Below are 12,830 nucleotides of genomic sequence, written 5' to 3'. Positions count from 1 at the left end.
TGGGTCCGGCCCGCTACGCCGCCGCGGAGGCTTTCCGGTTCGCGGGGGGCGGGAGCATTCCGAGCAGCTCGTTGTGAATCCCCTCCCACGGCTGGTTCAGGTTCAGCGAACGGATCGTGATGGGAAACCCGTTCAGCTGGTAGTTGAGCGCAATCCGCTCCGTCACCATGGGATACAGCAGAAAGCCCTCGTACGCGGCCTCGCCGTCAGCGGCCGCCGCATTCGCCAGGTAGGCGAGGAGCTGGTACAGGTGGCTGGAATTCACCGTCCCGCTCTTCAGCGGCTCGCCGTAGAACTTGCAGTCCAGAATGATGCGGCGCCCTGAGCCTTGCAGAACCAGGTCGGTCTTCATCTTCGGCAGACAGGCCCGGCTGGCGGGCGTTCCCCCCGCGTCGTGCCAGTCCAGGTGGGGCCGGGTGGGATCGTAGGCGCTCTGCTCGCGCTTCAGGAAGTTGAAGATGAACGCCTCAAACAAGCTTCCCATCTGCTGCGGGGTGGCCTGGAACCCGCGGAACTGGAGCGCCCCGCCGCGTCCCACCAGCAGATTGTCGTGCACGATGCGGCAGATTCCCAGCGCGAAGTCGTACGCGGAGTTGTTCCCGTGCAGCTGAACGCGGGTAAGGTCGCGGCCGGTGACCCTGACGTGCGACACCCCGCCCATCCGCTGGTCCAGCACCCTGAGCCGCTTTCTGTTCCTGTCGTCGAGTTCCGTGTCCAGCAGCAGCCGGATCGTCGCCCGGACGATGCGGTTGTGGAGCACGTCGTCGGTAAGCTCGTCAAACTCGCACCGCGTACGGCCGCGCGAATGCAGGTTCGATCTGAGCGTGGAGCCCAGGTCCAGCCTGCCGCGCACCCCCGCAACCTCGTCGCTCCGCAACTGGTAGCCGCGGTCCAGCCCGCGGGTCACCAGCGGGGTGACGGAATCGGCCAGCACGTGGGCAAACAGATCCTGATACCGGGTATAGCCCCGCCGCGACACCGCCTCCGTGTCCGCGTCGCGAATGCGGTCCCACGCGTACAGAAGCAGGTAGTACACGTTCTCCACCGGTACCGTGGTCACGAGAGCAGCCGCGCTACGTGTGCCTCCACCTGGTCCGGCTGGTCGAACCAGTATTCGCGCAGCAGAGGGCGGATCTCCTGCCGCACGATGTGTTCGTACCACGCGCCGTCCAGCTGCTCCGTTCCCTCCGCGGGGACGAAGTAGCTGTGCCCGATCTGGAAGCCCGGCCCCAGGTTGCGCTGGTCGTCGCTGATCACCTGGTTGAGTTCCACCAGCCGCCGGTTCACCCGGCGCACCATGTCCTCCTCCATCCCCCTGGCGATCAGGTGATTGATGAAGCGTTCACTGCCGAACGCCGGCTCCATGCGGATGAAGCTGAACCGGCGTCGCAGCGCGTAGTCCACCATCGCCAGCGACCGGTCGGCCGTGTTCATCATCCCCAGGATGTGAACGTTGGCGGGCACGTGAAACCGCTCGTCGGGCGAGTTGGCGAGCGTGGCGGTGAACTCGGGACCGCGCTTGTCCGCCTCGATCAGCATCAGCAGTTCGCCGAAGATCCTGCTCAGGTTGCCCCGGTTGATTTCATCAATGATGAACACGTACGGCCGGTCCGGGTCCGCGGCGGCGCGCGCGCAGAAACGGTGAAAGATCCCGTCGCGCAGCTCGAACCCGCCCGCGGCCGGCCGCCAGCCCTGCACGAATTCCTCGTAGCCGTACGATTGGTGAAACTGCACCAGTTCCACGCGCGCACCGTCTCTGGTCCCCATCAGCGCCCACGCGATCCGCCGGGCCGCGTAGGTCTTGCCCACGCCCGGCGCTCCCTCCAGGATCACGTTTTTTTTCCGCGCCAGGGCGTCCAGAATGGACGTGAGCACGTCTGCCTCGAGGAACACATCGCTCTCGGCGTCCTCGCGGGTGTAGGGCAGGGGCTCCGGCGGACCGGCGGAAACCTCGTGCCCGCCATCGACGGGCGCGACCGGCCCGTCCATCAGCCTGAACGCGGTGTGCACCCACTCCGGATACGGCGTGTACTCCGTGAGCGTCTTGGGTACCACGCCGTGCTCCGGCGGAAGCGTCCACGAGCCGAGCCGGCGCCAGTTCACGGACCTCGTGTGCTGATACTCCGACCGGCCCTCATCAAAGCGGTAGTCCGAGGTGACGATGCCGTAGCCCAGCAGGGTCTGCCGCCCCTTCTTGACGACCACGACGTCGCCGCGACGGACATCGTGGGAAAACTGCCAGCAGGCGTTGGCGTTGTTGGACGGATTGCCCCCTTCCTCCGCGCGGATCGCGGCGAGGACATCTTCGTGGCTGGCGAAGGACGAAAGGTCGCCCAGGTAGTCCCACCCGATGGCGACGATCCCGTTCTCGACGAACTCCGGCCACAGCCGCGCGCCCTCGCCCGCCGCGATGACCCACACGCGCACGTCGTAGGAGGCGGGAACCGGCTGGGCCGCGGGTTCGGCGGGCGTCACGCGCGCGCTGGCCGGGGGCCGGACCTTGGGGGCGAGCCACCGGCTGCGCAGCGGCTCCGTGTAGTAGTCCATCTCCGGGCCGTAGCGCTGCTGGAGGTCAGGGCGCAGTTCGTAGAGCAACTGATCCACCGCGGCGCGGTCGGCGAAGTTGATGTCGGCGTTGATGTGGCCGGTTTCCGGGAGCAGTTCATGGATGATCAACTCCTTGTGGCTGCCCGTGACCACGCGCTCAAAGTGTTCCGGAAAGAGCAAATACAGGAGCATGTGGCGGAACTGCCGCCCGCGGCTGGACGGAATGCTGTCCACCCAGCGCGCGAAGCTCCAGGGATCCTCGATCAACACACGCTGCACCGGGACCGGTTGGCGCTTCCAGCGCTGCGCCAAGTCGATGACGAACACCAGTTCGCGCCACCGGTGCGTCTGAAAGCCCGTTCCGGGGTTCGCCACGCCTTGGTCGAGAACTTCGCCCAGCACGGCCGGGGCGTGGGGCAGCGGCTCGCGGGACCACTGCCACGCGTCGCGGATCTGCAGCCGCTTGGTTCCGCCCCGCATGGAGGTTTCGCTTACACTCAGGTACAGCAGCCACAGCATCTCCGCGGCGAGCTGCTTGGCTTCGGGGGGAGCGGGCGCGAGCTGTTCCTGCAGCTTCTCCAGGAAGCGACCGGTTCCGGTGTCCAGGTTGCGGGTAAAGTACTGCTCCAGGTACGCCAGATTATCCAGTGTCCACAGGCTGCGGCCGGACAGGATGGAACCGTCCTGCATCAGACAGCGGTCGCGCCACTCGGCGGCAGCCTCCAGTACCTGCGGTGATCTGTGCCAGCGAGCCATGATCAACAGCCTTGATGAACGTTCGTGATAAACACGGATTCGGACACGTCTGGATCATTTACATCGCGGCAGATCGGGCGTCAACGGGCGGGGCCCGGATTCCGCCCGCGCCGACGGCTGCCCGGCTCCTCGGTGCCATGCCCGACGACGCGCCGCACCCCGTCGTCCGACCCGTCCTGTCCTATTCCCCATTCCCTATTCCCTATTCCCTGCCGTTCCGGTTAGTTTCGCCCCCATGAACGTTCTCAACGTACAGGAGCTCCGAAAGAGCTACGGCACCCGCGTCGTCTTCGACGGCGTCTCGTTCGCGCTCGACGAGGGCGAAAAGGTCGGCTTCATCGGCGTCAACGGATCGGGGAAGAGCACCCTGTTCCGCATCGTCGCCGGGCTGGAAGGGCACGAGGGCGGCACGCTGGCGTTTCAGCGCGGCATCCGCACCGGCTACCTTTCGCAGGAACCCGAGTTCGAGCCCGGCGCCACCATCCTGTCCACGGTCGCGGGCGGCAAGCCGGACCTGCTGGACGCCATCCGCGAATACCACGCGGTGGGCGAGGCGCTGGCCGCTGGCACTGGCGACGTGGACCGGCTGCTGGCCCGGCAGGAGCGCGCCGCCGGCCGCATCGACTCGCTGGGCGGGTGGGACTACGAGCACCAGATGGAAAACGTGCTCACCCGGCTGGGCGTGGAGCAGTGGGAGCGGCCCGTGGAAGGGCTGTCCGGCGGCGAGCGCAAGCGCGTGGCGCTGGCCCGCGTGCTGCTGCAGGCGCCGGAACTGCTGCTGCTGGACGAGCCCACCAACCATCTGGACGCCGACACCACCGCGTGGCTCGAGGAGCACCTGGAGTCGTATCCGGGCGCGGTCATGCTCATCACCCACGACCGCTACTTTCTGGACCGCGTGGTCACCCGCATGCTGGAGGTGTCCACCGGCGAGCTTGTGGGCTATCCTGGCGGATACACGGAGTACCTGGAGGCCAAGGCGGAGCGGATGGAGCGCGCCTCGGTGGAAGAAGCGAAGCGGCAGAAGCTGATTGCGCAGGAACTGGCGTGGGTGCGCCGCTCGCCCTCCGCGCGCACGGGCAAGCAGAAGGCGCGCATCGGGCGGCTGGGCGGGCTGGAGGCGGAGCAGAAGGAAAAGCGCCTGCCCAACCGCACCACGGTGGAAATGGCGATGAACGAGGCACCGCGCCTGGGCCGCACCGTCCTCAATCTGCACCACGTCCGCAAGAGCTTTGGCGAGCGCACGCTCATCCGCGATCTGGATACGATGCTGTCCGCCGGAGAGCGCATCGGCATCATCGGGCCGAACGGGGCGGGAAAGACTACGCTGCTGCGCATCATCCTGGGTCAGGAGCCCGCGGATTCCGGCGAGGTGGAGATCGGCAAGAATACGCGCATCGCCTACTTCGACCAGCGCCGTGAGGACCTCAATCCCGAGCACAGCGTCTACGAGGCCGCCGCGGATTCCGACTGGGTGATGGTGGCGGGGCAGCGCACGCACCTGCGCAGCTACCTGGAAACGTTCCTCTTTCCGCCGGAGAAGCAGCGGCAGGTGGTGCGCTCGCTGTCCGGCGGAGAGCGCAACCGGCTGCTCCTGGCGCGGCTCTTTCTGCAGGACGCCAACCTGCTGATGCTGGACGAGCCCACCAACGACCTGGACCTGGTGACGCTGCAGGTTCTGGAGTCGGTGCTGGCGGATTACGGCGGGTGCGTGGTGGTGGTGACGCACGACCGGTTCTTTCTGGACAAGGTCGCCACGGGGCTCATCGTCTTTGAAAAAGACGGGGCCGTCCGCCGCCACGCGGGCAACTACGACCTGTACCGCCGCCTCAAGGAGCAGCGCGAGGCAGAGGCCGCCGAGGCCGCGCAGGCCCATACGCAGGCGCGAAAGGCGACGGCCGCGACCGCCGCGGCCAAGGCGGACGGCGGAAAGAAGCTGAGCTGGAAGGAAAAGAAGGAGCTGGACGGGATGGAGGCGGCCATTGAAAAGGCCGAGGCGCGCAAGGAAGAACTGTCCGCGCGGCTGGCCGATCCCGCGCTCTACACCGGCCCCGCCGATGAACTCGCCCGCGTCACGTCCGCCTTTCGCGAAGCCGGCGAGGCGGTGGACGTCCTCTACGCCCGCTGGGCCGAGCTGGAGGAACTCGCGGGCTGACGCCCCACCGACGTTATCCTGATGAGAAGGCGCCGGATGATGGGTCTGTCGCGCCGCGGTCTGGCGCCGACGAAGGATCTGTTCTCCCCGCGAGAACGGGCGTGGGATACGCGACGCCGGCTCGGCGGATAGCAGATCCTTCGGTCGCGCGGCACTCGGCGGGGTGGAGAGGGCGGCGCACGCTTCCCTCAGGATGACGCCTTGCGGCGTTGTTCGGGAGAACGGCTGGCAGTTTGGGGAACGATTGGCGCCCGGGCAGGACCGGTGTCGGGAAAGGACCAGCGGTTCGGGAACGTCAGCGTGGACGTACGACCAGCGTGCGGCTGCGCGTGCCCACGCGCTCCGGTGCGCCGCGGCTGCAGGCGCCAGGCCGCGCTCACGCGAGGGCTGGCGTTCCGCGTAACCGCGGCGCAGAAAGACGCGACAGGAACGCGCTGGCAACCCTCATCCTTTTCCCACGCCCACCCTCAGTTCCGCCCTCCCGGTTCGCGTCCACTTCGGTCACGGGCCGCGCCCTTTCAGGAACCCTGCTGCAACACACCGCGTAGCACTGGAAAAGTGGCGGCTCGCGGGCTTGCGGGGCCGCGCAAATGGTGATTAGGTTCGATCAAACGCGCATGTTTTCCCTCCGGCTTCCTGCGCCGGAGGCCGCATCGCGCCACGCCGCGGGAACCACGGACCCCGATCGGCGCGCGGGTGGGCACTTTCTTCTTCCGCCGCTTTCCACGCCGGGCACCCGGCTCAGCCGCACCAAGCCACATGGAACCCTGGATGGATGACGCCGCGCAGTCCGGCGCGGATTCCCTCTTTTACCGCTTCGTCTGCCGGGTGGGCGGCGCCCCCGTCGACACGGTCGATGAACTGCGCGCGGCGGAAACCCTGCGCCTGACCGCGGAACTGGCGCAGGTGGAGGCCCGCATCGCCGCCGGCCGCGAAGCCGTGAGCCACCGGCTGTTCACCGCCATCGGCACCGCGCCCGACAAGCCCGCGCGCAACCGGCTGATCGCCCTCAAGCGCGACCTGTACAACGGCAAGGCGCCCACCCCCGCGCGCATGGCCGAGGCCGAAGCCGCGCTGGACGCCGAGGCCGTGGAGCAGGTGCGCGCCGCCGCCGCCGACCTGGAGCAGGGCCGCGAACTGGAGGCCCGCGTCCGCGCCGCGTACGACAGCGAGACGGCCGCGCTGCGCTCGCGCTTTGCCGCCCTCGTGCGCGACTCCGACTTCCGCAAGGGCGTTCTGGTCAGCAGCCGCGCGCTGTACGGGCACCTGGACCGCTACGCCAGCGCCGCCGCCTCCGGCAGCCTCACTGGCCGCGACGAAAAGACGGAGCGCGGGCTGCTGCGCTACTACACGCGCATGGCCGCCAAGGCCACCCCGTTCGCCACCTTCTGCGCCATCATCCCCGGCACCTTCGTGGAAGGCCAGGCGGAGGGCGGCGAGGGGGAGACGCGCTTCAGCGGCTCGCCGCGCGCCAAGCGCAGCTTCGTGCGCATCAACAAGTTCCTGTACGGCCTGCTGTTCGATCACCTCAAGACGCGCTCCGGCGTGCGGCACGCGCTGCGGGTGGAGCGCAATCCCACGATCCGCGCCGAGAACGAGCGGCTGGTGTTCCTTACCGCCATCGACGGCCGCGAAGTCTTTCAGCGCCTGGCCGACAACGAGGTGCTGCAGCTGATCGCCTCGCGCTTCCAGGACGGGCAGGCACCCACGCTGGGCGACCTGATCAGCGCCCTCAGCAGCGACCCCGAGATCGACGCCACGCCGGAAGAAGCAGAGGCGTACCTCAACAAGCTGATCGAAATCGGCTTCCTGCGCTTTCACACCGGCATCCGCGAGCAGGACGCGGACTGGGACCTCCCCTTCCGCGAGCTGCTTCTGGCGATGGACGACGAGCACGCGCACCGCACGGCCGAGCTGCTGGCCGGGCTGCGCGAGCGCGTCGCCCGCTACAGCGAGGCGGGGGTGGAGGAGCGGGCGGCCATCATCGACGACATGCACGCCGTCATCCTGAGCGCGCTGGAGGCGATGGAAATCACCGGACGGCTGCGCAGGGACATGCCGTTCTACGAGGACGCCACCAGCGACGCGTCCGCGTCCATCGCGCTCACGCCGGGGGTGCGCCGCGCCTTCAGCGATCTGGACACCTGGGTGCGGCTGACGGCCCGCCTTGCGTGGCCTCGCGCGGAACAGGCCACCATGCGGCATTTCTTTGAGTCGTACTACGGCAGTTCCGCGCCGGTGCCGCTGCTGAAGTTCTACGAGGACTTCTACCGCGAGCACTTCAAGGCGCACGTGGAAAAGGAGCAGCAGCGCGGCCGTCCGCCCGCCGAGGGCGAGGCGCCGTACGACGTGGGCAACCCGTTCGGGCTGGATGTGATCCGCGAGATGGGCAAGGTGCGCACGCGCATCGCCGAGCTGTACCGGCAGGCGTGGAGCGCGGCGCCGGACGCCGAAACGCTGGACCTGACCACGGAGCAGATCGAGGCGGCGGTGGCCGGCGCCGAAACGGTGAGCGCCGTTCCGCGCTCCATGGGCGCGTTCGCCCTGCTCGTTCCCGGCGGCGCGGCGGACGGCGATCCGTCCGTGGTGCTGCAGTCCGCCAGCTACACGGCGGGGTACGGCAAGTACTTTTCGCGTTTTCTGTACATGCTGCCGGACGACGTGCAGCAGGACGTGCGCACGGCCAACGCGGCGCTCAGCAGCGACCTGGTGGCGGAGATCTGCGGCGACGCCCAGTTCAACGCCAACCTGCATCCCCCGCTGCTGGAGTGGGAAATCAGCTACCCCACCGGCGAGAGCGGCGCGACGGAGCAGCAGCTTCGCAGCAGCGAAATCATGGTGCAGCCGGATCCGGAAGATCCGCAGGCGCTCTGCCTGATGCACGGCCCCACCGGGCGGCGCGTGCTTCCCGTGGACCTGGGATTCCTGAACCCGCGCATGCGGCCGCCGCTGTACCAGCTTCTGTCGCGCTTTACGCCGCCGGTGATGTTCGCCCCGCCGATCCCGGACACGCTGGAAGCGCCGCGTCCCCCCGCGCCTTCCGCCGCCCTGGTGGCGGAGGCGGACGCGGGTCAGGTGGATGCAGCCCAGGCCGATGCCGTGCCTCAGGCGGACGCCGTCCAGAATGCCGAAGCTCAGGCGGACGCGGGTCAGGCGGACGTGGTCCAGGCCGATGCCGTGCAGGCGGATGCGGGTCAGGGAGCCGCGGCTCCGGCGGATGCAGACCAGGCCGGAGCCGCGCCGGTGGCCGAGGGCGCTCCGGCTGACGCCGCCGTGCCGGAGGCGCCCGCGCCGCGCATCGTGCACCGGCCGCGCATCACCTTCGGGCGGCTGGTGCTGGCGCGCCGGCGGTGGACGATCCCGAGCGTGCTGTTTCCGCAGCGGCGGCCGGAAGAAAGCGGCGCCGACTTCTTTCTGCGCGCCAACCGCTGGCGGGCGGAGCAGGGGATTCCGGAAACGGCGTACCTGCGCATGCAGCCGCTTCCCGACCCCAAGCCCGCGCAGCCCGGCGCCCCCGCCCAGCCGGAACCCGCGGCCGACGCCGCCGCGGAAATCCCCGGCTACGAGGGCCATGCCGAGGAAGAGGTTGCCGATCCGGTGGAGGAGGCGGGCGAAGAACCCGCCGCCGCCGAGGGGCAGGCGCCCGACGCCGCCGCGCAGGCCGCGGCGGCAAAAAAGGTCACGCAGCCGTCGCGCGACTTCTACAAGCCGCAGTTCGTGGATTTCGGCAACCCGCTGGTGGTCGCGCTTCTGGGCCGCGTGGCCACGGGGCTCAAGAACTTCACCGCGGTGCTGGAGGAGCGCTATCCCGACCGCGGCGCCCTCGCCCGGCACGACGGCGAGGCGTACGCCACCGAACTGGTGGTGCAGCTGTACTATCCCGGCGGCACCGCCTCCACCCCCGCCGCCGCGGCGGAGGAAGTGCTGGCCGCGTCATGAGCGATCCCGTGCAGACCCCGGAACTGGCGGAATTCCAGGCCCCGGCGCCCACGGCGCCGCCCCAGCCGGAGTTCGACCCCGCCGATCCCTGGTTGAGCGTCTACCTGTTCCTGGACGGGTGGATCTACACCGCCGACTGCGACCGCATCGTCGTGGACGTGGTGGAGCCGTTTGTCCGCCGCGTCATGGCCGAGAGATGGGCGGACGGGCACTTCTTCATCCGCTACAGCGAGTTTGGCCCGCACGTGCGCCTGCGCCTGCACGGCGACCCGCGCGTGCTGCAGGAAACGGTGTGGCCCGCGCTGGTGGAGCACGTGCGCCAGTCCAATCCCGGCGTGGTGCTGGACGCGGTGCCGGGCGTGATGCCCGCGCCCCGGCCGGAGGGCGAGCCCGTGCGCGTCACCCACCTGGCCCGCGTCACGTACGAGCGCGAAACGGAGCGCTACGGCGGCGAGGACGCGCTCCCCATCGCCGAGCAGCTGTTCCAGGTGTCCAGCGACGCGGCGTTCGACCTTACCGCCAAGCTGGGCGCCGAGCGGTCGTCGCGGCTGGGCAAGGGGCTGCTGTCGATGGTGGTGCTGGTGCACGTCTACTGCGGCGACCGCGAGCGCGGCGCGGCGTGGGGGCACATGTACTCCACCAGCTACCTGCGCTCCCTGGCCTCGGAAGACGGCGGCCGCGAAAGCTACCTGAACGCATTCGACCAGGGATTCCAGCAGCAGTCCGGCACCCTGGCCGAGTACGTGGACGAGGTGTGGGCGCGGCTGGACGAGGACGAGGAGATCAGCGACACGCTGGACGCGTACGCCGCCGGGTGCCGCGCCCGCCGCGACGAACTGCGCGCGCTGGTGGACGCCGGCCGCGTGCGCGTGGGCGGCGCCCCGGCGGAAACGTGGGAGCGCGTGGTGCAGGGGATCGTGCCCAGCTACGCGCACATGATGAACAACCGCCTGGGCATCACCATTCAGGAAGAAAGCTACCTGGCCTTTCTGGTGAACCGCGCCCTGGTACGCCCCCTGGCCGCGGTGGAGGAGGAGACGGCCTGACCGCCGCCTCCGCGCCGCCCGTTCCGCATCCCGTGTCCGAGCAACCCGAGCCGATCATGACGATGGACCCCAGCACCGCCACCGACACCCAGCCGTTTCTGAACGCCGCCACCGCCATCGCGGGCCGGCTGGTGCAGACCGCGCAGTGGACCGGCGACGCGGCCACGTGGACGGTGATGCAGCCGGACCGCGAAAACCCCGGCACCCGCCGCGCCGTTCCCGCCCTCGCCTCGGGTACCGTGTACGAGGGAACGGCGGGGATCGCGCTGTTCCTGGCCGAGATGTACGCCGTCCGCGGCGGAGAGGACCTGCTGCGCACCGCGCTGGGCGCCATCCGCACCTCGCTGGACACGGGCGCGACGCTTCCCGAAAACAGCTTCGGCTTTCACAGCGGCCGGCCGGGGATCGCCTGGGCCGCCGTACGCGTGGGCGAGCTCACCGGCCACCCGGAACTGTTCGCCGAGGCCGAGGCCCTCCTTCGCCCGCTGGCGGGCAAGGAAGCGCACGACACGGGGCTGGACGTGATCGCCGGGGGCGGCGGCGCGCTTCCCGCGCTTCTGCAGATCGCGGGGCGGGTGGACCGGGATCTGGTGATGGGGATGGCCGTCGCCATCGGCGAGCACATGATCCAGACGGCCACGCGCGACGCCGACGGGTGGAGCTGGGCCACCATGCGCAACTCCAGCGTCCGCAACCTGAACGGCTACGCGCACGGCGCCGCCGGCATCGGCCACGGACTGCTGGAACTGTACGCGGCCACCGGCGACGGGCGTTTCCGCTACGGGGCCGAGCAGGCGTTTCTGTACGAGCGGCGCTTCTTCAACGAGACGGAGTGCAACTGGCCGGACCTGCGCCACTCGGAACTGGGCGAGTACCAGTTCGAGGGGCGGCTGGAGGAGCTGCGCGACCTGCTGCGCGCCGGCGGCACCCTTCCCGTGCACGAGGGCAAGTACATGAGCGCCTGGTGCCACGGCGCGCCGGGCATCGGGCTCAGCCGGGTGCGCGCGTGGCAGCTGCTGGGGGATCCGCTGTACCTTGCCGAGGCGCGCGCCGCCTTCACCAACGTGGAGCGGTCGCTGGCCTCGGAGATGGCCGGCAACTATTCGTACTGCCACGGCCGCGGCGGCAACGCCGAAACGCTGGTCTACGGCGCCGCGGTGCTGAACGAGCCCGCGCTGCTGGAGCCGGCCCGCGCCGCGGCCCTCACCGGGATCGCGCGGCACGAAAGCGAGGGCGGCACCCCCTGGCCCTGCGGAACCATGGGCGCCGTGTCCGACCCCGGGCTGCTGCTGGGCGAGTCCGGCATCGGCATGTTCCTGCTGCGCCTGGCGCACCCGGAAGTGCCCACCCCGCTGCTGGTGACCGCGCCGGACGCCACGGCCGCCGCCGCCGAGGGCGGCCGGGCGGGCGCGGAAGGGTACGCGGAAATGCGCGAACGCTCCGTGCGCGAGCACTTCGGCGACACGCTGCGCGCCTGGACCGCGCTGGGGGTGGACGTGGACGCCGTGCTTCCGCACGAGCCCATGGGCGCCGCGCCGGTGCGCTCCGACGTGGAGCGGGCGTACGACGCGCTGGCCGCCTACGCCGCCTCCGCGGGGGAGCAGAGCGAGCTGCTGGAGGATGCCTTTCTGGTGGACCGCACCCGCTACGAGCTGGCCGCCACGGTCACGGACTTCACCCGCGAGTACACCGACGCGCTGGCGCGGCTGGCCCCGGACGAGGTGGAGTGGAGCGAGGGGCGGCTGGAGCTGTCGGCGCGGGCGCGGGTGGTGGCCACCCGCTGGGACTGGGACCCCTGGCTGGACGGGGACGCCAGCGGCGCGCCGGAAGAGGACGAGGTGTATTTTCTGATCCAGTTCACCAACGGCGCCGTGCAGGTGCGCAAGCTGAGCCCCTTTGCCGCCGTGGTGCTGCAGCGCGTGCGCGAGCCCTCCACGGTGGACGAGGTGGTGGAAACGGTGGCCGCCGCGGTGTCGGGCGGCGCCGGCGAGGTGGACCGCGGCTGGCTGCAGACGCGGGTGATGGAGCAGGTGGGACAGGCTTACCGCGCCGGCTTCCTGGGCGTGCAGCGCGAGCTGGCGCCCGCGGCGTAGGCCGGGAGGTGCGGGGCGCGTCCGGCGGACGCGGCTCCGTGTCGCGGAGTCCCGGCGCACCCGCGCCGGGAATGCGGGAACCGAGTTGACCGGGGGATGAAGATGAGGACCATGCGACTGGATGTGGACCAGCTGTCGGTGGAGTCGTTCGAGGCGGCGGAAGCGCAGCTCCCGGTGGCGGAGATGATTCTGCGCACGCCGATGTGCTCGGCGATCGACGCGTGCCCCACGCGGCTGTGCGAAACCAGCACCTGCTGAGCCGCACGTGAGCGCCGGGCCGGGGCACCCGCCCCG

The 12,830-nt window shown here is 69.9% G+C and carries 7 protein-coding genes; 5 read left to right on the top strand and 2 right to left on the bottom strand.

Annotation, left to right across the window (positions count from 1 at the left end; all coding sequences use genetic code 11):
• Positions 1–13 precede the first annotated feature (13 nt).
• On the bottom strand, positions 14–1,060 hold the full coding sequence (locus HNQ61_RS13020; protein WP_170033542.1) for a 5-methylcytosine restriction system specificity protein McrC: 1,047 nt from the start codon (positions 1,058–1,060) through the stop codon (positions 14–16).
• Complete coding sequence (locus HNQ61_RS13015) at positions 1,057–3,303, bottom strand: AAA family ATPase (protein ID WP_170033540.1); 2,247 nt, start codon at positions 3,301–3,303, stop codon at positions 1,057–1,059. Before HNQ61_RS13015 ends, HNQ61_RS13020 begins: the two co-directional genes overlap by 4 nt.
• Positions 3,304–3,538: 235 nt before the next feature.
• Between HNQ61_RS13015 and HNQ61_RS13010 the strand changes: the two genes are divergently transcribed.
• From HNQ61_RS13010 to HNQ61_RS12990, 5 genes are all read left to right on the top strand, one after another.
• Complete coding sequence (locus tag HNQ61_RS13010; protein WP_170033538.1) at positions 3,539–5,458, top strand: ABC-F family ATP-binding cassette domain-containing protein; 1,920 nt, start codon at positions 3,539–3,541, stop codon at positions 5,456–5,458.
• A 771-nt stretch (positions 5,459–6,229) separates the two neighbouring features.
• Positions 6,230–9,397 carry a lantibiotic dehydratase gene (locus tag HNQ61_RS13005; RefSeq protein ID WP_170033536.1) on the top strand — a complete coding sequence of 1,056 codons (3,168 nt, stop codon included), beginning with the start codon at positions 6,230–6,232 and terminating at the stop codon, positions 9,395–9,397.
• Positions 9,394–10,443 carry a thiopeptide-type bacteriocin biosynthesis protein gene (locus tag HNQ61_RS13000; protein WP_170033534.1) on the top strand — a complete coding sequence of 350 codons (1,050 nt, stop codon included), beginning with the start codon at positions 9,394–9,396 and terminating at the stop codon, positions 10,441–10,443. The genes HNQ61_RS13005 and HNQ61_RS13000 overlap by 4 nt, the downstream gene beginning before the upstream one ends.
• A 32-nt stretch (positions 10,444–10,475) precedes the next feature.
• Entirely contained in the window at positions 10,476–12,536 is a 2,061-nt protein-coding gene (locus tag HNQ61_RS12995; protein WP_170033532.1) for a lanthionine synthetase LanC family protein, read from the top strand.
• A gap of 102 nt (positions 12,537–12,638) precedes the next feature.
• Complete coding sequence (locus HNQ61_RS12990; protein ID WP_170033530.1) at positions 12,639–12,794, top strand: hypothetical protein; 156 nt, start codon at positions 12,639–12,641, stop codon at positions 12,792–12,794.
• The last annotated feature ends 36 nt before the right edge of the window (positions 12,795–12,830 follow it).

This window comes from Longimicrobium terrae (assembly GCF_014202995.1).
GTDB lineage: Bacteria > Gemmatimonadota > Gemmatimonadetes > Longimicrobiales > Longimicrobiaceae > Longimicrobium > Longimicrobium terrae.
Note: the sequence above shows the minus strand (reverse complement) of the source record. Positions and strands in the feature narration are given on the sequence as shown.